Origin of the sequence: Streptomyces sp. NPDC021225, assembly GCF_044332865.1 — a bacterium.
Classification (GTDB): domain Bacteria; phylum Actinomycetota; class Actinomycetes; order Streptomycetales; family Streptomycetaceae; genus Streptomyces.
Genome location: NZ_JBIRPV010000005.1, coordinates 621,307 through 641,563 on the forward strand (window position 1 = coordinate 621,307; position 20,257 = coordinate 641,563).

The 20,257-nt window shown below is 73.3% G+C and carries 19 protein-coding genes; 5 read left to right on the plus strand and 14 right to left on the minus strand.

The window, feature by feature from the left end; all coding sequences use genetic code 11:
* Positions 1-73: 73 nt before the first annotated feature.
* From ACH4S9_RS24890 to ACH4S9_RS24905, 4 genes are all read right to left on the minus strand, one after another.
* Positions 74-2,170, minus strand: coding sequence for a catalase (locus tag ACH4S9_RS24890; protein ID WP_385348295.1), 2,097 nt, complete (start codon positions 2,168-2,170; stop codon positions 74-76).
* Entirely contained in the window at positions 2,167-3,984 is a 1,818-nt protein-coding gene (locus ACH4S9_RS24895; protein ID WP_385348298.1) for a thiamine pyrophosphate-requiring protein, read from the minus strand. Before ACH4S9_RS24895 ends, ACH4S9_RS24890 begins: the two co-directional genes overlap by 4 nt.
* Positions 3,985-4,007: 23 nt before the next feature.
* The gene (locus ACH4S9_RS24900; protein WP_385348300.1) at positions 4,008-4,973 is read right to left on the minus strand and encodes a TIGR03557 family F420-dependent LLM class oxidoreductase; all 966 of its coding nucleotides are present in this window, start codon (positions 4,971-4,973) and stop codon (positions 4,008-4,010) included.
* A gap of 142 nt (positions 4,974-5,115) precedes the next feature.
* A complete protein-coding gene (locus ACH4S9_RS24905) occupies positions 5,116-6,255 on the minus strand; it encodes a PAS domain-containing protein (RefSeq protein ID WP_398373883.1) in 1,140 nt (379 codons plus the stop codon).
* A 123-nt stretch (positions 6,256-6,378) separates the two neighbouring features.
* Between ACH4S9_RS24905 and ACH4S9_RS24910 the strand changes: the two genes are divergently transcribed.
* A complete protein-coding gene (locus tag ACH4S9_RS24910) occupies positions 6,379-7,128 on the plus strand; it encodes an ANTAR domain-containing response regulator (RefSeq protein WP_398373884.1) in 750 nt (249 codons plus the stop codon).
* Here ACH4S9_RS24910 and ACH4S9_RS24915 read toward each other — a convergent pair.
* Complete coding sequence (locus ACH4S9_RS24915; RefSeq protein ID WP_311728344.1) at positions 7,064-7,621, minus strand: hemerythrin domain-containing protein; 558 nt, start codon at positions 7,619-7,621, stop codon at positions 7,064-7,066. The two genes, ACH4S9_RS24910 and ACH4S9_RS24915, sit on opposite strands and share 65 nt — an antisense overlap.
* Positions 7,622-7,796: 175 nt before the next feature.
* Here ACH4S9_RS24915 and ACH4S9_RS24920 point away from each other — a divergent pair, with 175 nt between their 5' ends.
* The 4 genes from ACH4S9_RS24920 (at position 7,797) to ACH4S9_RS24935 (ending at position 12,379) form a co-directional block, all read left to right on the plus strand.
* Positions 7,797-9,044 (plus strand): aminotransferase class I/II-fold pyridoxal phosphate-dependent enzyme, encoded by a 1,248-nt coding sequence (locus ACH4S9_RS24920; RefSeq protein WP_398373885.1) that lies wholly within the window; start codon positions 7,797-7,799, stop codon positions 9,042-9,044.
* Entirely contained in the window at positions 9,041-10,126 is a 1,086-nt protein-coding gene (locus ACH4S9_RS24925; RefSeq protein ID WP_398373886.1) for an MBL fold metallo-hydrolase, read from the plus strand. Before ACH4S9_RS24920 ends, ACH4S9_RS24925 begins: the two co-directional genes overlap by 4 nt.
* Positions 10,127-10,241: 115 nt before the next feature.
* Entirely contained in the window at positions 10,242-11,315 is a 1,074-nt protein-coding gene (locus tag ACH4S9_RS24930) for a right-handed parallel beta-helix repeat-containing protein (RefSeq protein WP_311728347.1), read from the plus strand.
* Positions 11,312-12,379, plus strand: a complete 1,068-nt coding sequence (locus tag ACH4S9_RS24935; protein ID WP_358844385.1) for a methyltransferase — start codon at positions 11,312-11,314, stop codon at positions 12,377-12,379. The genes ACH4S9_RS24930 and ACH4S9_RS24935 overlap by 4 nt, the downstream gene beginning before the upstream one ends.
* A 115-nt stretch (positions 12,380-12,494) precedes the next feature.
* On the opposite strand, the gene ACH4S9_RS24940 is transcribed toward ACH4S9_RS24935, so the two are convergent.
* The 9 genes from ACH4S9_RS24940 to ACH4S9_RS24980 form a co-directional block, all read right to left on the minus strand.
* A complete protein-coding gene (locus tag ACH4S9_RS24940; protein ID WP_311728349.1) occupies positions 12,495-13,172 on the minus strand; it encodes a class F sortase in 678 nt (225 codons plus the stop codon).
* 105 nt (positions 13,173-13,277) lie between these two features.
* Positions 13,278-13,862 (minus strand): hypothetical protein, encoded by a 585-nt coding sequence (locus ACH4S9_RS24945; protein ID WP_311728350.1) that lies wholly within the window; start codon positions 13,860-13,862, stop codon positions 13,278-13,280.
* Positions 13,863-13,931: 69 nt separating this feature from the next.
* A complete protein-coding gene (locus ACH4S9_RS24950) occupies positions 13,932-15,410 on the minus strand; it encodes an acetyl-CoA carboxylase biotin carboxylase subunit (RefSeq protein ID WP_311728351.1) in 1,479 nt (492 codons plus the stop codon).
* Positions 15,411-15,415: 5 nt separating this feature from the next.
* Complete coding sequence (locus ACH4S9_RS24955) at positions 15,416-16,033, minus strand: acetyl-CoA carboxylase biotin carboxyl carrier protein (RefSeq protein ID WP_398373887.1); 618 nt, start codon at positions 16,031-16,033, stop codon at positions 15,416-15,418.
* Positions 16,030-17,805: an acetyl-CoA carboxylase, carboxyltransferase subunit beta gene (gene accD, locus ACH4S9_RS24960; RefSeq protein WP_398373888.1), complete on the minus strand. Its 1,776-nt coding sequence runs from the start codon at positions 17,803-17,805 to the stop codon at positions 16,030-16,032. Before accD ends, ACH4S9_RS24955 begins: the two co-directional genes overlap by 4 nt.
* 35 nt (positions 17,806-17,840) lie before the next feature.
* Positions 17,841-18,170 carry a TcmI family type II polyketide cyclase gene (locus tag ACH4S9_RS24965; protein WP_385348323.1) on the minus strand — a complete coding sequence of 110 codons (330 nt, stop codon included), beginning with the start codon at positions 18,168-18,170 and terminating at the stop codon, positions 17,841-17,843.
* A 2-nt stretch (positions 18,171-18,172) separates the two neighbouring features.
* Positions 18,173-18,637, minus strand: a complete 465-nt coding sequence (locus ACH4S9_RS24970) for an SRPBCC family protein (protein WP_311728355.1) — start codon at positions 18,635-18,637, stop codon at positions 18,173-18,175.
* 1 nt (position 18,638) lies between these two features.
* Positions 18,639-18,896: an acyl carrier protein gene (locus ACH4S9_RS24975; protein ID WP_311728356.1), complete on the minus strand. Its 258-nt coding sequence runs from the start codon at positions 18,894-18,896 to the stop codon at positions 18,639-18,641.
* Positions 18,896-20,188, minus strand: a complete 1,293-nt coding sequence (locus ACH4S9_RS24980) for a beta-ketoacyl synthase N-terminal-like domain-containing protein (protein WP_385348327.1) — start codon at positions 20,186-20,188, stop codon at positions 18,896-18,898. The genes ACH4S9_RS24975 and ACH4S9_RS24980 overlap by 1 nt, the downstream gene beginning before the upstream one ends.
* Between the last annotated feature and the right edge of the window lie 69 nt (positions 20,189-20,257).

Consider the following 20,257-nt stretch of genomic DNA (forward strand, 5'->3'; position numbering starts at 1 on the left):
TAACCCCGCCGCACCATGGGCTCCGCCCCGGGCCCCCTCGGGGTCCAGGGCGGAGCCCATGGTGCGGCGGGGTTCAGAAGTGGAGGTGGGGGCGGGACCAGTGGCGGTGCGCGGCTACCGCGTCCGTGAAGGCCCGCGTGAACTCCTCACTGGCCGTCCCCGTCGTCGCATCCGTCACCACGCCCCGGTCCGCGCACACATGCCCGTGGCCGGACGCGATGTGCAGCCCCTCCGGCTCCAGCGCGGACACGATGCCCACGCCCGACCCCAGCGCCCCGATCGCCTTGCCGTGCCGGTACGCGTCCCGCACGAACCGCATCGCCGTCTCGTCCGACCTCAGCTCCGGGGTGCCGGTGGGGCCGCCGGGCAGGAGTACCGCGTCGTAGAGGACCGAGGCGACCGTGGGCAGCGCGCGGTCCACCGCGTAGCCGTTTCCGTCGGCGCCGCGCACCTTCCCGTCGTGTGACGCCAGCGCCTCGACGACCGCGCCCTGTGCGCTCAGCGCCTCCTGGGCCTGGGCGAGCTGGCCGGTGTCCACGCCGTCGGTGACCAGCACCGCGATCCGGCGGGTGCGGATGGAGCCGTCGCCGTGGAGGTTGGTGAGGCTCAGCGCGGGGGAGGCGAGCGGCTTGTGTTCGGTGTTCGCGACGGCGGGTGTCGCCACGCCGATGCCCTCGGCCACCGCCGTGGCCAGGCCCTGGTCGATGTGCGTCAGCTGCTCGACCGTACGCTCGCGCACCTGCACCGCCCCGACCTTGCCCAGCTCGAAGCGGAACGCGTCGACGATGTGCTGCCGCTCCCAGTCGCTCATGCTGTTCCAGAACAGCGCGGCCTGGCTGTAGAAGTCCTTGAAGCTCTCGCCGCGCTTGCGGAGCTTGGCGCCGTCGAGCCGCTCGGGGTAGTGGGAGAACGCGTACCCGTCCGCGCCGGCGATGGCCGGGCAGCCGCCGCCCAGCGAGTTGGGGGAGTAGCTGGTGCCGGTGTGGATCGCCGTCTGGTGGTAGCCGTCGCGCTGGTTGGTGCGGACCGGGGCCACCGGCTGGTTCACGGGGAGCTGCGCGAAGTTGGGGCCGCCCAGCCGGATCAGCTGGGTGTCGAGATACGAGAAGTTGCGGGCCTGGAGCAGCGGGTCGTCGGTGAAGTCGATGCCGGGCACCACATTGGCCGTGTGGAAGGCCACCTGCTCGGTCTCCGCGAAGAAATTGTCCGGGTTGCGGTCGAGCACCATCCGGCCGAGGGGGCGGACCGGTACCTGCTCCTCCGGCACGATCTTCGTGGCGTCGAGCAGATCGAAGTCGAAGCCGAACTCGTCCTCCTCGGGGATCAGCTGCGCCCCCAGCTCGTACTCGGGGAACTCACCCGCCTCGATCGACTGCCACAGGTCGCGCCGGTTGAAGTCGGGGTCCCGGCCCTGGCACTCCTGTGCCTCGTCCCACACCAGCGAGTGCACCCCGAGCTTGGGCTTCCAGTGGAACTTCACCAGGGTCCCGTGGCCGCGCGCGTCCACGAAACGGAAGGTGTGCACGCCGAACCCCTGCATCATGCGGTAGCTGCGCGGAATGGCCCGGTCGGACATCAGCCACATCATCATGTGCAGGGTCTCGGGCTGGAGGGACACGAAGTCCCACAGCGTGTCGTGTGCGGACGAGCCGGTGGGGATCTCGTTCTGCGGCTCGGGCTTGACCGCGTGCACGAAGTCCGGGAACTTGATCCCGTCCTGGATGAAGAACACCGGCATGTTGTTGCCGACCAGGTCGTAGTTGCCCTCGGAGGTGTAGAACTTCGTGGCGAAGCCGCGCACATCGCGCACGGTGTCCGCCGAGCCGCGCGGCCCCGCCACCGTGGAGAACCGCACGAACACCGGGGTGCGCACGGACGGGTCCTGGAGGAAGGCGGCCCGGGTGAACTCCGCGCAGGACTCGTACGGTTCGAAGTAGCCGTACGCGCCCGCGCCGCGCGCGTGGACCACCCGCTCCGGGATCCGCTCATGGTCGAAGTGCATCAGCTTCTCGCGGAAGTGGAAGTCCTCCAGCAGCGTCGGGCCGCGCTCCCCGACGGTGAGCGAGTCGTCGGTGTGGTCGACCGCCACCCCCTGGTCCGTGGTCAGCGGGCCCTCGGCGGGGTCGGCGGCGCGGTATCCCTCGCGCTGCCGTTCCTTGCGATCGGTCATCGGGACGCTCCCTTCTTCTCGCTCTTGCTGCCGCGGTGCGGCAGGAACTCATGCACCCGCGCCCTCAGGCCATGGCGCGCCGGGCCCGTCCGGTGCCCGTCGCCCTTGGCGAGCGCGTCGCCGGCGGCCTCGAGCTGCTCCCAGGTGGCGTGCGGCGGGACGGGCGCCACGTCCGGGTCGGTGAGGAACTCGACGACCGCCGGGCCATCCGCGTTGAGCGCGTCGCGCCACCCCTGCTCGACGTACTCGGGCTTCTCCACACGGATGCCGGTCAGCCCCAGCGACTCGGCGAACCGCGCGTACTGCACATCGGGGAGCTGCCGCGCGGGCGGGAGCTGCGCGGCGCCGCCCAGTGTCGGCGTCTCCCAGGTCACCTGGTTCGGGTCGTGGCTGTTCCACACCCCGATCACCAGCCGCGGATCGTCCCACGCGTGCCGGTACCCGGCCGCCGTGATCAGCTCGGACATGCCGTTCCGCTGCATCGCGCCGTCCCCGACCAGCGCCACCACCGGCCGGTCGGGCCGGGCGAACTTGGCGCCGATCGCGTACGGCACCCCGCAGCCCATGGCGGCCAGCGTCCCCGACAGCGAGCCGCGCATCTGGCCGCGCATCCGCAACTGACGGGCGTACCAGTGGGCCACGGAGCCCGAGTCGCAGGTGAGGACGGCGTCGCCGGGCAGCAGCGAGTCCAGGCAGTGGGCGACGTACTCGGGGTTGATCGGGTCGGCGGTCAGCTCGGCGCGGTGCCGCATCACCTCGCGCCACCGACGTACCTCCGCGACGATCCGCTCCTGCCAGTCGCGGTCCTCCCTGGGCCGCAGCAGCGGTGTCAGCCGCAGCAGGGTCTCGCGGGCGTCGCCGACGAGATTGACCTCGTACGGGTAGCGCATGCCGATCATGTGCGGATCGAGGTCGATCTGCACCGCCCGGACGGTGCCGAACTCCGGCAGGAACTCGGCGTACGGGAAGTTGGAGCCGATGGTCAGCAGCGTGTCGCAGTCCCGCATCAGCTCGTACGAGGGCCGGGTGCCCAGCGCCCCGATGGACCCGGTGACATACGGCAGTTCATCGCCGAGCACATCGAGACCCAGCAGCGCCTTGGCCACCCCCGCGCCCAGCAGCTCGGCGATCGCCTCGACCTCCGCGCGCGCCCCCGCGGCGCCCTGGCCGACCAGGATCGCCACCCTGTCGCCCGCGTTCAGCACATCCGCGGCCCGCTCCAGCGCGCTCGCGGCGGGCACCGCGGACCAGCCGCTGCGGTCCAGGCTGGAGGGCACCATGGTGAACGCCTGAATGGGCGGGGAGTAGTGCAGCTCCTGGACGTCCGCCGGGATGATCACGGCGGTGGGGGAGCGGCGGGCGTACGCGGTGCGGATCGCCCGGTCGAGCACGTTCGGCAGTTGCTCGGGGACCGTCACCGTCTCCAGGTAGTCGGACGCCACGTCCTTGAACAGGCTGTGCAGGTCCACCTCCTGCTCGTAGGAGCCGCCCATCGCGCTGCGGTGCGTCTGGCCGACCAGCGCCACCACGGGGGCGTGGTCGAGCTTCGCGTCGTACAGGCCGTTGAGCAGATGGATCGCGCCGGGGCCCGAGCCCGCCGCACAGACCCCGAGCCGCCCGCTGAACTTGGCGTATCCGACGGCCTCGAACGCGGACATCTCCTCGTGCCGGGACCGTACGAACCGTGGCTCGTCCCCGGCCCGCGCCCACGCGGCGAGCAGCCCGCCGATGCCGTCGCCTGGGCAGCCGAAGACATGCCGGACACCCCACTCGCGCAGCCGGGCCAGGAGGTGGTCGGCGACTTTCTCGGTCATGGTGGTCACTCCTGTCGACCGGCTCAGCCGGTCAGCCGCGGCAGCACCTTGGTGCGGTAGAAGTCGAAGAAGCCGCGCTGTTCGGGGCCGATCTGGTTGACGTAGACGGTGTCGAATCCGGCGTCGGCGTACGCCCTGAGCGCGGCCACATGCGCGTCCGGGTCGTCGCCGCAGGTCACCTGCTGGGCCAGCCGTTCGGGGGTGACCAGCTCGCCGGCCTGCTCGAACTGGGCGGGGGTGGCCAGCTGGGTCAGCAGCGCGCCCGGCAGCGCCACGGCCGGCCACAGCCGGTGGGCGGTGCGCAGCGCGTCGTCGGCGTCCGGGCCGAAGCACACCTGGAGGCCCCCGCTGGCCGGCTTGGTGTTGCCGCCCGCGCCGCTGCCGCGCCGGAAGCGCGCGACCAGCTCGGCGTCGGGGACCATCGTGATGAAGCCGTCGCCGACCCGCCCGGCCAGCGCGGCGGCGGCCGAGCCGAAGGCCGCGATGTCGATGGGCACCGGCTCCTCGGGCACCGTGTACAGGCGCGCGTTCTCCACCGTGTAGTGCTTGCCGTGGTGGCTGACCTGGCGCCCCTCGAAGAGCTGGCGCATCACCGCCACGGCCTCCTCGAGCATCTCCAGCCGGATGGCCGCCTGGGGCCAGCGGTCGCCCAGCACATGCTCGTTCAGCGCCTCCCCGGAGCCCACCCCCAGCCGGAAGCGGCCCTCCAGCAGCACCGCGCTGGTGGCGGCGGCCTGGGCGACGATCGCCGGATGGACGCGGATGATGGGGCAGGTCACCGCGGTCTGCACGGGCAGCGAGGTCGCCTGGGCGAGCGCGCCGATCACCGACCAGACGAACGAGGCCTGGCCCAGTTCCCGGTTCCAGGGGTGGTAGTGGTCGGAGATCCACAGGCGGGAGAAGCCCGCCTGCTCCGCCATCCGCGCCTGCTCGACGAGGTCGGCGGGCCCGTGTTCCTCCGCGGCCAGGAAATAGCCGTACTCGGTCATGGCGGGGCCCTCCTCGAACGCTCGTGCCCGTCATGGCGTGCCGCCACTCACGGCGCTGCCGCCACTCACGGCGCTGGTGCCACGAGGCGACGGGTAACCGGGGCGCGGGGAAGGAAACACCGCGCAGCTACGGGGGCGGGACTCAGCCCAGCGCCAGGGCGATATGGCGGGACACCCGGTCCACCACGCCCGCCTCCGCCATCGCGAACGCCCCGCGCCCGCCCGTACGGAAGAGCGTGAGCGCGCCCAGCACCGGTGCCGCGGGCGCGGCGCGCAGCGGGACGCACAGCAGCGAGGTGACCTCCTCGCGGACCAGGACGGGCGCGCCCGAGGCGTCGTGGCCGAAGGCGCCCGCGTCCTGGGGCCGCACCCGCAGCGCGGCGGCCCCGTCGCGTATCGCCTCGGCCACCAGCGGACAGTCGGCCGGGTCCTGCCCGGCCACCGAGTCCGCGCGGGCGCCCGCGGCCTCCGGCGGGCCCAGCGTCACCACCCGGCGCACGGCCGCCGGCCGCGCCGGGCCCGGGCACACATCGGCGATCACCCAGTCCGCGAAGCGGCCGTGCAGCACGGCGGCCGCCCGGCCGAGGACGGCCTCGGGGCCGTCGCCGTCGGGCGCCGCCGGGGCGAGCAGCGCGGTGGCCATGTCGTCGACCAGGTCGAGCAGCTCGGTGTGGCGTGTCACCTCGTCAAGGCCGGGCCGGGGTGTCCGTGGCTGGACGTCGGTCTCGTCCGGGCCGGTGGGCTGGAACACCGCCAGCACAGCGGGGTGCGGCTCGTCCGGTGGGTGCAGGGCGGTGAGAGTCGCCCGCAGCGCCCCGCGGTCGGGCCCCGGCAGCCGCACCACCAGGCTGCGCCCGCCCTCGCCGCGCGCGACGGCGGCGGCCTGGGAGCGCAGCACCGCCCGCCCGTCGGGCCGCAGGGAGTCGGTCAGCGGGCGCCCGGCGGCGTAGCCGGCGCGGGTCCGGAAGAGCTGCGCGGCCGAGGCGTTCATCCGCCGCACCACGCAGTCGCGGTCCAGCAGGGCGACGGCGGTCGGCAGCCGCTGGAACAGGGCGCGCAGCAGCCGCTGTTCCTGCGGATCGGTGCGGCCGGGGCCCGGCTCGGCGGCGGCCAGCCGCTCATACCACGGCCACAGCACCTCCACCACATGCTGGAGTTCGATGAGGGCGGCGTCCAGTACGGAGTCCCGCTCGTGCGAGGGCAGTGCCCGCGCGGTCCGCAGTTCGGCGACGCGGGCGCGGAAATCCGCCAACTCGGCGCCGTACTCCTGTGCCCCGGACATGCGTTCACCGTAGCCCGCCCAAGGGAGGGGCAGCGGCGCATCGCCCGTTTCCCCGGCCGGGCGGTGGGCAGCCGAAGAGGCGGACAGAGCGCCGTGAAAGGACTCGAAGGACTGGACCCGACCATGCCGGAGCGTCTCCCCTCGCTGGACCGCGGCCTCGCCGTGCTGGCGGAACAGGCCGCGTCGTGCACCCCTACCGGCTGCGGGGCCACCGCCACCGCCCTCCTCGACCCCGGCCCCGGTCCGGGGGAGCAGCCGAGCGCGGCCACCCATCCCGATCTGTCCGCGCTGGTCGCGGTGCAGCTCGCCTCGGGCGAGGGCCCGATCCCGGCCGCCCGGGCCACCGGCCGCCCGGCCGCCGCGGACGACCTGCTGCACGACCGGAGGTGGCCGGACTACCGGGCCACGGCGCTGGACGCCGGCGTGCGCTCCAGCGCCACCCTGCCCTTCGTCCGCGAGGGCCTGACCATCGCGATCTCCGTCTACGGGCTGCGCCCCGGCCCCCTGGCGGAGGCGGCCCGGGGTGCCATCCAGCTGCTCGGCGACCTCGCCACCGAGAGCCTGGCGCGCGATGTGCGCTACCGCGCCGCGCTGACCGAGCTGGGCCGGCTGGACGCGGCGCTGCGCTCACGCCCGGTGGTCGACCAGGCGTGCGGCATCGTGATGCACGCGCTGGGCTGCGACGCGGACGCCGCCTTCGACCTGCTGCGGCGCGCCTCCCAGCGGACCAACCGCAAGCTGGCCCAGCTCGCCGGGACCGTCGTACGCACCCGTGGCCGCGACATCGAGCGGGATCTGATCAGGCTCGTCAGGCCCGGCCCGGGCCGGAGAGCCACTCCCGCACCCGCTCGGCGAGCGGACGCCCCGTGCTGACCGACCCGCCGCCGGCCTGCCCGCCGCCGATCTGCCCGCCCGGCGGGTCCGGGGTGGCGGCCTTGGCCTCGCCGACCCGCAGCCCGAGCGCCATCCGCTCCTCCTCGGTGAGCCGCTCGCGCAGCTCGGGGAAGATCACGTCCTCCTCGCCGCGGATGTGCATGGACACCACGTCGTACAGCTCGCGGACCAGCGAGTCGAACCGCCGGTCGGCGGGGTCCAGGTCCTCCAGGTCGCCCAGGATCCGCTCGGCCTCGGACAGCTCCTCGATCTCCCGCTCCGCGACCTCGTCGCCGTCGGGCAGCGCCCTGCGGACCGTCGGATACAGATACTGCTCCTCGGCGACCGAGTGCCGGACGATCTCGACGGTGATCCGCTCCACCAGCAGCCGCCGCTGCCCCGGGTCGGCGTTCGCCCGGTATCCCTCGAAGAGAACCTGGACCTCGCGGTGGTCCGCGGTGAGCAGGTCCACCACGTCGCGTTGCTGAGGCATCCCTGTCATACGGGCCGGGTGCCCGCCGCCGCCCCGGGCAAACGGCACCGGCCCACGTGTCGGCTCCGCCGCCGGATCCTTTGATCTGCGAAGGTGGACGGGGCGGGACAGAAACAACGGACACAGCGGAGACAGTCGAGTCAGTCGATTCCGTCGATCCGGAGGTGTGTTTCGAATGCAGCGGGAGCTGACCGCCCCGGCTCCGGCGGACCCCGAGGACGGCGGCCTGCCGGTCCTTCCGGAGCTGGCCGCGCGCTTCGCCGGTGCGGCCGGCCGCACCGCGCCCGAGCCGGTCGGCGGCGGCCCGGCGCTGCGCGCCGCCGCCTGCGGCTACTGGGAGCGGCGCGGCCTGTGGACGGACCCCGGGCATGTCGCGGCCGCCCCCGGCGGGCAGCCGCTGCTGCTCGCGCTGCTCGCCGCGGTCGGCGGCGACGTACTGCTGACCCGGCCCAGCGCCGCCTGGTACGCACCGCTGGCCCGGCTGGTCGGCCGCCCCGCGTACCACGCGCCGGTGCCCGCCGAGTGCGGCGGCGTCCCCGACGCGTTCGCGCTGCTGGAGACCGTCCGCCGGGTCCGCGCCGAGGAGGGCGAGCCGCGGGTGCTGCTGCTGTCCGTCGCCGACGACCCGACCGGCACCACCGCGCCGCCCGAGTTGCTGCACGAGGTGTGCGAGGCGGCCGTGGCCGAGGGGCTGCTGATCGTGAGCGACGAGACCTGGCGGGACACCGTGCACCACCCCCATGGCACGGTGCTGCTGAGCCCCGCCGAGATGTGCCCCGAGGACGTGGTGGTGGTCACCGACCTGGCCGGCGCCTTCACCCCGCCCGGCTGGCCCGCCGCGGTCGCCCGGTTCCCCGCCACCGAGCGCGGTGTGGAGCTGCGCGTCCGGGTGCTGTCCACCCTGGACGCGGTGCGGGGCGTGCCGCTGCCGCCCGTGGCCGCGGCCGCCGCCCATGCCCTCGACGAGCCCGAGCCGGTCCGCGAGCGTACGGCGGCCGCGGCCCGCGCCCATGGGGCGGTGGCCGCGGCGGCCTACCGCGCGCTCACCGCCGTCGGCGCGCTGTGCCGCCCCCCGCAGGCCGGCCGTCAGCTGTACGCCGACCTCGACGAGCTGCGCGGCGACCTGGCCGCCCGCGGCATCACCGACTCGGTGGAGCTGGAGCGCGAGCTGACCCGGCGGCTGGGCCGGCCCGTACCGGGCGGGCACCGCTTCGGCGACGCCCCGCACGCCCTGCGGGTGCGGCTTTCGACCCTGCCGCTGCTCGGCACCGGGGACCAGGCGCGGCTGGCCGCGCTCGCCGCCGCGGACCCGCTGCGGGTGCCGCATGTGGCCGCGGCGCTGTCCGCCTTCGAGACGGCCTTCCGCGAGCTGGCCCAGGCCGGACCGAGGCCGACCGGCACAGAAGGGAGCCCACTGCCATGACCGATCAGGCAGATCAGGCCCAGCCGGCAGATCAGGCGCAGCCGGCCGGGCGACGCCCCGCCGCGCGGACGCGCCCCGGCCAGGCGGCGGCCCCGCCGCTCGCCGCCCCGCGCCCCCGCGGTGAGCTCCGCACCTGGCCGCGGTCGTTCACCCACCGCCTCACCTCCCCGCTGCCCGGTGTCCGGGCGATCGCCCGGCTGGCCCGCGAGGGCCGGCTGCGCCCGCCCGTCGAGTCCCTCCGGCAGATCCCCGAACTCCCCTTCGAGCCGGGCCCGCTGCCGGTCGCCGGGCCCGGCGACACCGCGGTCACCTGGGCGGGGCACGCCAGCTGTGTGCTGCGGACCGGCGGGCTGACCGTGCTCACCGACCCCGTCTGGTCCCGCCGGATCCTCGGCACCCCGCCCCGGGTCACCCCGGTCGGGGTGCGCTGGGAGGACCTGCCGCCCGTCGACGCGGTGGTCATCAGCCACAACCACTACGACCACCTCGACGCGCCCACCCTCAAGCGGCTGCCGCGCGCCACCCCGCTGTTCGTCCCCGCCGGGCTCGCCGCCTGGTGCCGGGCGCGCCGCTTCACCGACGTCACCGAGCTGGACTGGTGGGAGGCGGCCGAACTGCCGGGCGCGGACGGGCCGGTGCGGTTCGACTTCGTGCCCGCCCACCACTGGAGCAAGCGCACCCTGACCGACACCTGCCGCTCCCTGTGGGGCGGCTGGGTCATCACCGCCCCGGGCGGGCGGCGGAGCTACTTCGCGGGCGACACCGGCTATGGGCACTGGTTCCGGGAGATCGGCCGCCGCTACCCGGGGATCGACCTGGCGCTGCTGCCCATCGGCGCGTACGAGCCGCGCTGGATGCTGCGTACGGTGCACACCGACCCGGAGGAGGCCGTACGGGCGTTCGGGGATGTGGGGGCGCGGGTGATGATGCCCATGCACTGGTCCACCTTTCTGCTCTCCGCCGAGCCCCCGTTGCAGCCGCTGCTGCGGGTCCGTGCGGCGTGGGAGGCGGCGCGGCTGCCGCGCGAGGCGCTGTGGGACCTCCCGGTCGGCTCCTCCCGCGTGCTCGCCCGCGACGCGTAACGCGCGGGGCCGCAGGCGATGCGGCAGACACTCCTTGGGCCTGGCGAGCCGCGGCGGTTAGTGCATAAGGGGGCATAAGTGGCAGGTGGCGCGCACCCTACCTAGCTTTCTGTTCATGCGCACTCGTCAGTTTCGCTACCTCGCGGTCCTCACGGCCGCCCTCGTCATCGAACTCGGTCCGCTGCCGACCGCCCACGCCAACACCCAGCACATCGTCCACCCGGGCGAGTCCATCCAGGCCGCGGTGGACGCCGCCAAGCCCGGTGACACCATCCTCGTCGAGGCCGGCACCTACCGGGAGAACGTGCAGATCACCACCTCCGGCCTGACCCTGCGCGGGGCGGGCGAGACGACCGTCATCCAGCCCCCGGAGCAGGCGGGCACCAACGCCTGCGCCATGGCCCAGACCGGCATCTGCGTCACCGGTACGGCCGAACAGCTCGTCACCGGTGTGCGGATCCGCTCGCTGAAGGTCACCGGCTTCGCCAAGAACGGCATCTGGGGAAAGCACACCGACCAGATGGACGTACGCACGGTGACCGCCGTGCAGAACGGCCAGCAGGGCATCGGCCAGGAGAAGTCCACCCGCGGTGTCTTCCGCAGCAACACCTCCAAGGACAACGGCCAGTCGGGCATCTTCATCGCCAACACCGTCGACGAGGAGGGCGCGGCCATCGACACCAGGGGCGCGGTCATCCGGGGCAACCGGCTGACCGGCAACCGGGTCGGGGTCGGCATCCGGCGCGTCAGGGTGCTCACCGTCGAGTCCAACACCCTCACCGGCAACTGCGGCGGCGTGTTCGTCGTGGGCGACGAGGGGACGCCCCGCGCCGGGGACCTGTCCATCGTCGGCAACCAGGTCTACGAGAACAACAAGTACTGCCCGCCCAACCCCCGCCTCGACTTCATCCAGGGCACCGGAATCCTGCTCACCGGCGTGGAGGAGGTCCGGATCACCGGCAACACGGTGCGGGACAACGCGGGCACCTCACCGATGTCCGGCGGGATCGTGCTGTTCCCCAGCGCCGTGGGCGCCAAGAACAGCGGCAACGCCATCAAGGACAACGTGATGGCGAACAACCAGCCCGCGGACATCGCCGACCGGGACGCCGGGCCCGGCAACACCTTCGAGGGCAACACCTGCACCGTCTCCGAGCCCGTCGGACACTGCGCCAAGGAGGCGTCATGACGTCCATACGCACCACCCCGCCCAAGACAGCGACCGCCCCCGCCGACGGCGTTCCGTCCAAGGCCGCCCCGCAGCTGCGGGAACTCGTCTTCGGCGCGGCGCGGGCGGCCGCCGTTCGCGCGGCCGCCTCCCTGGGCGTCGCCGACGCCCTGGGGGAGCGGCCCGCCACCGTCGCGGAGCTGGCCACCGCCGTGGGCGCCGAGCCCGAGCGGCTGGGCCGGCTGCTGCGCTCCCTGGCCTGCTGTGGAGTCTTCGCGGAGACCGAGGACGGCCGGATCGCGCACACCGAGATGTCCCGGCTGCTGCGCGAGGACGCCCCGGACAGCCTGAAGTACATCTGCCTGTGGTGCACCGAGCCGTGGACCTGGCACACCTGGCCGCGGCTCGACGAGGCCGTGCGCTCGGACACCTGCGTGTTCGACGAGATCCACGGCAAGGGCTTCTTCACCTATCTGCACGAGGACGCGCCGGACTCGGCCCGTGTGTTCGACAAGGCGATGACCACCTCCAGCAGGCAGTCCGCCGCGGAGCTCGCCGCCTTCCTCGACCTCGGCGGGGCCGCGGAGGTGGCGGACATCGGCGGCGGCCAGGGGCACGTCCTGGCGTCCCTGCTGGAGAAGCACCCGGCGCTGCGCGGCTCCCTGCTCGACCTCCCGCAGGTGGTGGCGAACGCGGATCCGCGGCTGCGCGACGGCGGGCCGCTGGCCTCGCGCGCCCGGCTGGTGCCCGGCGACTGCCGGCAGGAGATCCCGGTGCGGGCCGACCTGTACATCATCAAGAACATACTGGAGTGGGACGACGAGTCCACCCGCCGGACCCTGGCCAACGTGGTGGCGGCGGCCCCTCCGGGCGCCCGGGTCCTGGTGATCGAGAACCTGCTCGACAACAGCCCCTCGATGAGGTTCACCACCGCCATGGACCTGTTCCTGCTCCTCAACGTGGGGGGCCGGAAACACTCCTCGGACAGCCTGGTGACGCGCATGACCGAGGCCGGGCTGAGCGTCACCGGCATCGCCCCCGTCAACCCCTATCTGCACGCGTTCGACAGCCGGGTGCCCGGGTAACCGCGGCCGGCGGCAGGACATACGACAGCCGGGTGCCCGCGTGGCGGTGTTCACGCGGGCACCCGGCTGTCACGGCGTTCCGGACGGTGACTCAGGTGGTGGCTCAGGTGGTGGCTCAGGCCCACCGGAAGGACTCGAGATGGGCGAACACCACGACATTGGCGGTGTAGTCGCGGACGGTGCGGTCGTATGAACCCCCGCAGGTGATCAGGCGCAGCTGCGCGTCGGGGGTCTGCCCGTACACCCGGTCGTCGGGGAAGTTCGCCTTGCTGAACGTCTCCACCGAGTCGACGACGAAGGTCGCGACGATTCCATCGGCGCGGGTGATGGTCACCCGGGCGCCGCTCTTCAGCGTGCTGAGCGGATAGAACACCGCCGGGCCCGTCTTGGTGTCCACATGCCCCGCCACGATGGCGTTGCCCCGCTCGCCGGGGGACGGGCCGCCGTTGAACCAGCCGGCCAGGTTGTTGTTGTCGGAGGGCGGCGGGATCAGCACCCCCGACCGGTCGAGCGTCAGCTCGGTGAACGGCGCGCTCACCCCGATGGAGGGGATGTCCAGATGTCTGGCGGGCGAGCGCGGCAGCGCCGGCCCGAGCCGGACCTCCTGGGGGGCGGCCGTCTCCGGGCGGGGGGTGAGCACCGGCCCGCTGGCCGCCGGTTTCTTCGGCGATGGCGATGGCTGGGTGGAGGCCGCGTCGACCGAGTTGTAGATCAGGAAGACGCCGATGAGGGCCGACGCGGCGGCCCAGCGGAGAGCGCGGGTGTTGCCGTCGGCCCCGCCCTGCTTGCCCATGGGGAAACTGCCTTTCTTCGCCGGCGGAGAGCGGCGCTGCCGTGGCCGACCGCGACAAGCGGTGTCGGCCACGGCAGCGGGGCTATGAAAAGAGTTCGTTCACCCTCAGATCGCGGTGCCGGTGGGCTTGCGGCGACGCAGGGCGTAGGCTCCGGCGCCGAGGCCGCCGAGGAGCAGGAGTGAGCCGGCGGCCATGCCGCCACCGGTCGTGGCCATGCCACCGCCACCGGTGTGGACGCCACCGTGGGGCTTGCCGTGCTCGCCCTCCTTCTCCTTCTCCTTCCAGGAGCTGCTGCCGCCCCAGCCCCCCTCCTCCTTCTTCTCCTCTTCCTTGCCCTTGCCGCCCCAGCTGTCTTCCTTCTCCTTGCCGAACTCTTCCTTGCCGAACTCTTCCTTGCGGAAGTCCTCTTCCTTCTCCTTGCCGAACTCTTCCTTGCCCTTGCCGAACTCTTCCTTGCCGAAGTCCTCTTCCTTGCCCTTGCCGCTCCAGTCCCCCTCCTCCTTGCCCTCCTTGTTCTCCTTCTCCTTCCAGGAGCTGCCGGAGCCGTATTCGTCGGACTCCTGACCGCTGGAGTAGCCCCCCTGGCCGCCCGGGTCGGAGACGTCAGCGGCGAACGCGGCGGCGGGTGCGCCCAGGGACAGGGATGCGGCGAGCGCCGCCCCGGCGATGAGTGCGCGAGTAGATCGCATGAGTCATTCCTTCCGGCACCTGCGCGATTACTGACATTTGCCAGATAAAGGGATCGTGTAGGTGTCTTATCAACCGTCAGCGACGGGGGGCCCCGCTGCCACTTGACGCGGCCTGCCTTCGGGCCGGTTGTAAGCCCTCCGGGTGGAGATATCCGTCGACTTCACTCGTTCGCCGCGCGAATGGGCTGATGCCGAGTCATCTTTTCGGCCCATCGTTCCGATCAGCCCCGTGGTGTGCGTCGCCGACCGGAACTCCGGGCGCGCCAGAACCCGCCGCAGAAAGCCCAGCGTGGTCCGTACGCCCCCGCCGCCGACCCGGAACTCGCCCAGGGCCCGGTCCATGCGGGCGAGCGCCTGCTCGCGGTCGGGCGCCCAGACCACGGCCTTCGCCAGCAGCGAGTCGTAGTCCGGACCCACCCGCCACCCCGGGAAGGCATGGGTGTCCACCCGCACGAAAGGCCCCCCGGGCGGTGTGAACTCCGTCAGGGTGCCGGGTGTGGGCGCGAAGCCGCGGTCCGGGTCCTCGGCGTTGACCCGGCATTCGATCGCCGTTCCGCGCCGCACCACATCGCCCTGACCGAACGTCAGGGGCTGCCCGGCGGCGACGAGAATCTGCTCCCGGACGATGTCGATCCCGGTCACCATCTCGGTGACCGGGTGCTCGACCTGAAGCCGGCAGTTGATCTCCATCAGATAGAACTCGTGGTCGGGCGTGAGCACGAACTCGAAGGTGCCCGCCCCGACATACCCCACCGCCGCCGCGCCGCGCACCGCCGCCGCGCACATCGCGGTGCGCCGCTCCTGGGGCAGATTCGGCGCGGGCGCCTCCTCCACCATCTTCTGGTGGCGCCGCTGTACGGAGCAGTCGCGCTCGCCGAGGTGGACCACCTTGCCGTGCCGGTCCGCGAGCACCTGCACCTCCACATGGCGCGCGTCCTCCACGAACCGCTCCATGTAGAGGCGCTCGTCGCCGAACACCGCGCGGGCGTGGGCTCGCGTCTCGTTGAACGCGGGCACCAGCGCGTCCGGTTCGCGGACCACCGCCATGCCGCGCCCGCCGCCGCCCGCCACCGCCTTGAGGATCAGCGGATAGCCGATCCGCCCGGCGATGTCCCTGGCCTCCGCGGGCGTGGCCACCGCTCCCGTACTGCCCGGCAGCACCGGCAGGCCCGCCTCCGCCATCAGCGCGCGGGCCGCCGCCTTGTCGCCGAGGCGCTGCATCACCTCGGCCGGGGGGCCGATGAAGGTGATCCCGGAGTCCTCGCACACCTCCGCGAAGTCCGGGTCCTCGGACAGGAATCCGTATCCGGGGTGGATGGCCTGCGCCCCGGTGCGGCGCGCCGCCTCGATGATCGCCGGGACGCTGAGATAGCTGGCCTTCGACTGCGGCGGGCCGATGTGCACGGCCTCGTCCGCGAGCCTGACCTGGGCCGAGTCGCGGTCGGCGGTGGAGTACACCGCGACGGTGCGCATGCCGAGCTCCCGGCAGGCGCGCAGCACACGCACCGCGATCTCGCCGCGGTTCGCCACGAGTACGGTGGAGAACACGCGGATCACACCGGCCCGGCGGCGGGCCCGGGCTCCACCGCGATGAGGGGCTGCTGGTACTCCACGGGCTGCCCGTTGGGCACCAGGATCTCCACCACCCGCCCGGCCACGTCCGACTCGATGGTGCTCATCATCTTCATGACCTCGAGCACACCGATCGGCTGCCCCGGCTTGACCGTGTCCCCGACCGAGATGAGCGGCGGGGACCCCGGCTCGGGCGCGTGGTAGAACGTGCCGACCGTCGACGCGCACACGAACCGGAGCCCGGCCCCCGTCTGCCGGGTCCCGGGCTCCGGCCGCGCCCCGTCGGTCACCGCGGGGTCCGGTCCGGCCGTGTGTGTCTCCGGATGCGGTGGCGGGGCGGGGGCCGGCGGAGCGGCGGGGGCCGGGGGCATGGGGACACCGGAGGACGCGTGGTCAGAACCGGCCGGATCGGGCCACTCCATTTCCACCGTCGTCTGTCCGTGCCGCAGGGTGATGCGCCGCGGCTGTTTCGCCGCGGCCTTCGCCAGCTCCGTCACGCTGCGGCACAGCGAATCCAGCGTGGTGTGCGGGGGCAGCACGACCGCGCCCGGCCGGTGTCCGTTCTCGCGATGGTCCGTGGTGTGGCTGTCCGCTGTCACGATGCACCTCTATCGGTGTGTAGCCGGCCGCCGGCGTACCCGGCGGTCACCCCCGTGTCCAGCCCGAAGTGGCCGAAGCGCTCTGCCCGCGCCCGCAGCAGCCGGCCCGGGTCCCACGGCACCAGCTCGCCGAGGGTCTCGGCGAGCGCGTCGCCGAGCAGGGCGGCGGCCTTGGCGGGGTCGCGGTGGGCGCCGTCCGGCGGCTCCGGTACGACCCCGTCGACCACCCCGAGCCGCAGCAGCTCCCTGGGGTCGAGATGCAGGGCCGCCGCGGCGGCCCTGGCCGCCTCGGGGTTCTTCCACAAGATGGCGGCGCAGCCCTCGGGGCTGATGACCGAGTAGATGCCGCCCGCGCTGATCAGCACCCGGTCGGCGACGGCCAGCGCGAGCGCGCCACCGCTGCCCCCCTCGCCGACCACCGCCGCCACCACGGGCACCGGCAGCCGCGACATCAGCCGCAGATTGTCCGCGATGGCCAGCGCCTGGCCGCCGCGCTCCGCGTCCGGGCCCGGGTGGGCGCCCGGCGTGTCGATCAGGGTGATCACGGGCAGCCCCAGCTTGGCCGCCATCCGCATCAGCCGCGCGGACTTGCGGTAGCCGCTGGGCGCGGGCATCCCGAACCGGTGCGCCTGCCGCTCCGCCAGGCTCGCCCCGCCCTTGTGCTGCCCGATCACCATCACCGGCCGCCCGCCCAGCCTTCCCGGGCCGCCGACCACGGCGGGGCAGTCCTCCAGGAGCCGGTCGCCGTGCAGCTCGTGGAAGTCGTCGAGGATCTGGCCGAAGTAGTCCATCACGGTGGGGCGTTCGGACTGCCGGGCCGTCCGCACCGCCTCCCAGGCGTCCCGCTCCGCCACCTCCTCGAGCCGCCGTACGACCGTGCCCCGCGCCGCCCGGCCCTCGGCGGCGGCCGGGCGCTGCTCCCCGGGGGCGGTGTGCGGCGCCTCGGCCGGCTCGGCCCCGGCCCCTGCCCCTGCCCCGGCCTCGGACGGGGCCGGGCGGCCCAGCGCCAGCAGACGGGCCAGGGTGGGCCGGAGGGCGGAGCGCGGCACGATGTTGTCGATCATGCCGTGCTCCATCAGGAACTCCGCCGTCTGGAAGCCCTCCGGCAGCCGCTCCCCGGTCGTCTGCTCGATGACCCTGGGCCCGGCGAAGCCCAGCCGCGCGCCCGGCTCGGCGACGAGCACATCGGCGAGGGTGGCGTAGGAGGCCGCCACGCCCCCGTACGTCGGATCGGTGATCAGCGTGACCGTCAGAATCCCGGCCTCGTCCAGCTCGGCCATCGCCTGCGCGGTCTTGGCCATCTGCATCAGGGCCAGCGCGCCCTCCTGCATCCGGGCCCCGCCGGAGGCGGTGACCAGCAGCAGCGGGACGCGCCGCGCGAGGGCGGTCCGTGCCGCCTCGCAGATCAGCGCGCCCACCCCGCAGCCCAGGCTGCCGCCGAGAAACCGGAAGTCCATCGCCGCCACGACCACCGGCTGTTCCTCGATCCGGCCCAGGGCACAGATCACCGCCTCCCGCAGCCCCGTCTTCGCCCGCGCGTCCGCCAGCCGCTCCGCGTACGGCCGGGTGTCGGCGAACTCCAGCGGATCGTGCAGCGGCTGGACCTCACCGACCGGCGCCGCGGAGCCGGCGTCGAGCAGTTGGTCCAGCCGCTGCCGCGCGGTCAGCGGGCTGTGCCAGCCGCAGTCCGGGCATACGCGCAGGGTGCGCGCGAACCTCTTGCCGTAGATCAGGTCGGCGCAGCGCTCGCAGCGCACCCATTCCGCGACCACAGTGGTGCTCCCTTCCGGCTCCTTTCCGGCCCTGGTCAGGCGCGGTCGCGCTCCCAGCGGTAGAACTCGTGGGCCATGGCGTCCTTCGGCTCCCGCCAGGTCTCCGGGTCGTACGCCTGGACGAACGGCTGGAGCCGCTCGCTGACGTCACGGAACTCCGGGTGCTTGACGTACCGGGCGACCTGCTCCGCCGGCGGCCGGTCGGCCTCGATCAGATGCAGATACACATCGCCGAACTGGAACAGACTGCGGCCGGTGACCCCGATCAGCTTCGGCAGTTCGCCCTGGTCGGAGTGGGCGAAGACCTTGGCGATGCCGGGCCCCGCGTCCCGGTTCATCTTGGCGACGATCATGGTGCGATACATCGTCAGGCCTCCACCGTCGCGCGGGCGCGCTGCTCGATCTTGTCCCGGATGAGCTCCATCTGGACCTTGGAGTTGCGGTTGATGAGGTCCGTCATCCCGGCGTCGTCGACCGGCGCGTCGGGCCTCATCTCGAAGTCCTGGGTCCAGCGCATCCGGGTGCCCTTGGGCGTCTCTTCGTACTCCCACCGGATGTTCATGAAGGCGAACGGGCCGGTCTCGACCCGGCGCGCCCACACGGTGTGCACATCGCGGGCGGTCTCCCGCTCGGACACCCAGCTCCAGACCTTGCCGTTCTCGTCGGGGTGCATGGTCAGCCGGAAGGTGGTGGTGTCCCCCTCCCGCCGCAGCACCTCGACCGAGGCGTACTCGCTGAACAGGTCGGGCCAGCGCTCGATGTCGTTGGTCATGTCCCAGACGAGGTCCATCGGTGCCGCGATTGTGATCTCGTTGTCGGTGTGCCCGGGCATCTCATGCTCCTGCGGTGATCGAGACGTTGATGACGTCGATGAAGTCATTGGGGGTCTTGCAGCTCTCGGCGCCCGGCTCGATGGGCATGCCGTAGTGGTTCTCCAGCTCGCCGACGATGGCGAGCAGGCCGAGCGAGTCGAGGCCGAACTCGGTGAAGGTCATCTCGGGCGACCCGGCGAGAGCGGCCGGGTCGACGGTCAGGCCGGCGCACTTCTTCATGAGCGCGGCCAACTCGGGGTGGCTGAATTGACGGGACATCAGATATCTCCTTCCGGGCCGCGGAGCACGAGCGCCGCGTTGTAACCCATGAGCCCCCGGCTGAGCACCAGCGCCGTCCGCAGCTCGGCGGGGCGGGGACTGCGGGTGACCAGGTCGAGGTCATGGCAGACATCGGTGACATACGGTGTGGGCGGCACCATGCGGTGTTCCATCGCGAGCACCGCGGCCGCCACATCCAGCACGGGAGCCGCGCAGTGCGCCCGGCCGAAGCCGGTCTTCGGCGCGGTGACCGGGACCCGGGAGCCGTGCTCGCCGAGGGCGTCCGCGATGGCCAGCGCCTCGGCCCGGTCCGCCTCCGGCACACCGAGCGCGTCCGCGAACACCACGTCGATCTCCTCGGGCGCGCAGTCCGCGTCCTCCAGCGCCACCCGGATCGCGCGGGCGAGCCCCTCCCGGGACCGCTCCCATCGGGACGCCCCGGTGAAGGTCGCCCCGTGGCCGCTGATGAACCCGCGGATCGGCACCCCGCGGCGGCGGGCCGCCCCCTCCTCCTCCACGACGAACATCGCCCCGCCCTCGCCGGGCGCGAAGCCGCACGCGTCGGCGGTGAACGGCAGATAGGCCCGGCCCGCCTCACGGGCCCGGCTGAGCTCCCGCCACCCCAGCTGGCACACCATCGAGTACGGGGCGAGCCCCGCCTCGGTGGCGCCCACGACGACCGCGTCCGCCCCGTGCCGGATCGACCGCCGTGCGTGCGCCAGCGCGTCCAGACCGCCGGCCTCGTCGTTGGCCAGCACCCCGCAGGGGCCCTTGAAGCCGCCGCGGATGGAGACCTGGCCGGTGCTGGCCGCGTAGAACCAGGCGATGGACTGGAACGGGCCCACATGGCGCGGCCCCTGGCTGTACAGCTGCTGGAGCTCGCGCTGGCCGAACTCGCCGCCCCCGGAACCGGCCGCGGTCACCACGCCGATGGCGAACGGCGAGAGGTCGTCCACCGGCAGCCGCGAGTCCTCGAGCGCGAGGTCGGCGGCGGCCAGCGCGACATGGGTGAAGCGGTCGGTCTGGACCAGCAGCCGCTCCTCGATCATCGTGGCCGGGTCGAAGCCGCGGATCTGGCCGGCGACCCGCACCGGGAAGTGTTCGCTGCCGGGGCGGGTCAGCCGGTCCAGGAAGCTGATCCCCTCCCGGGTCGCCTTCCAGAAGGCGTCGGTGCCCACGCCGTTCGGCGCGATGACACCGAGCCCGGTCACCACCGCCCCGCGGGCGCGGGTGAAGGCCCGCTCGCGGGGCCGGGTTCCCTGGGCCGGGGTTTCGGGGGTCCGGGTTCTCATGCGGCACCCTCCCGCTCGGTCTTGGCGCGCTCCAACGCGCGGGCTTCCCTCGTCGCTGCTCGCTCCTCC

What these genes read in the sequence shown, in the direction of transcription:
- ACH4S9_RS24970 (WP_311728355.1), bottom strand. Translation starts at nt 18,637, where the DNA reads ATGCCCGGGCACACCGACAACGAGATCACAATCGCGGCACCGATGGAC.
- ACH4S9_RS24910 (WP_398373884.1), top strand. Translation starts at nt 6,379, where the DNA reads ATGCCGGAGCGTCTCCCCTCGCTGGACCGCGGCCTCGCCGTGCTGGCG.
- ACH4S9_RS24905 (WP_398373883.1), bottom strand. Translation starts at nt 6,255, where the DNA reads ATGTCCGGGGCACAGGAGTACGGCGCCGAGTTGGCGGATTTCCGCGCC.
- ACH4S9_RS24935 (WP_358844385.1), top strand. Translation starts at nt 11,312, where the DNA reads ATGACGTCCATACGCACCACCCCGCCCAAGACAGCGACCGCCCCCGCC.
- ACH4S9_RS24975 (WP_311728356.1), bottom strand. Translation starts at nt 18,896, where the DNA reads ATGTCCCGTCAATTCAGCCACCCCGAGTTGGCCGCGCTCATGAAGAAG.
- ACH4S9_RS24920 (WP_398373885.1), top strand. Translation starts at nt 7,797, where the DNA reads ATGCAGCGGGAGCTGACCGCCCCGGCTCCGGCGGACCCCGAGGACGGC.
- ACH4S9_RS24900 (WP_385348300.1), bottom strand. Translation starts at nt 4,973, where the DNA reads ATGACCGAGTACGGCTATTTCCTGGCCGCGGAGGAACACGGGCCCGCC.
- ACH4S9_RS24980 (WP_385348327.1), bottom strand. Translation starts at nt 20,188, where the DNA reads ATGAGAACCCGGACCCCCGAAACCCCGGCCCAGGGAACCCGGCCCCGC.
- ACH4S9_RS24925 (WP_398373886.1), top strand. Translation starts at nt 9,041, where the DNA reads ATGACCGATCAGGCAGATCAGGCCCAGCCGGCAGATCAGGCGCAGCCG.
- ACH4S9_RS24890 (WP_385348295.1), bottom strand. Translation starts at nt 2,170, where the DNA reads ATGACCGATCGCAAGGAACGGCAGCGCGAGGGATACCGCGCCGCCGAC.
- ACH4S9_RS24915 (WP_311728344.1), bottom strand. Translation starts at nt 7,621, where the DNA reads ATGCCTCAGCAACGCGACGTGGTGGACCTGCTCACCGCGGACCACCGC.
- ACH4S9_RS24940 (WP_311728349.1), bottom strand. Translation starts at nt 13,172, where the DNA reads ATGGGCAAGCAGGGCGGGGCCGACGGCAACACCCGCGCTCTCCGCTGG.
- ACH4S9_RS24945 (WP_311728350.1), bottom strand. Translation starts at nt 13,862, where the DNA reads ATGCGATCTACTCGCGCACTCATCGCCGGGGCGGCGCTCGCCGCATCC.
- ACH4S9_RS24965 (WP_385348323.1), bottom strand. Translation starts at nt 18,170, where the DNA reads ATGTATCGCACCATGATCGTCGCCAAGATGAACCGGGACGCGGGGCCC.
- ACH4S9_RS24930 (WP_311728347.1), top strand. Translation starts at nt 10,242, where the DNA reads ATGCGCACTCGTCAGTTTCGCTACCTCGCGGTCCTCACGGCCGCCCTC.
- ACH4S9_RS24895 (WP_385348298.1), bottom strand. Translation starts at nt 3,984, where the DNA reads ATGACCGAGAAAGTCGCCGACCACCTCCTGGCCCGGCTGCGCGAGTGG.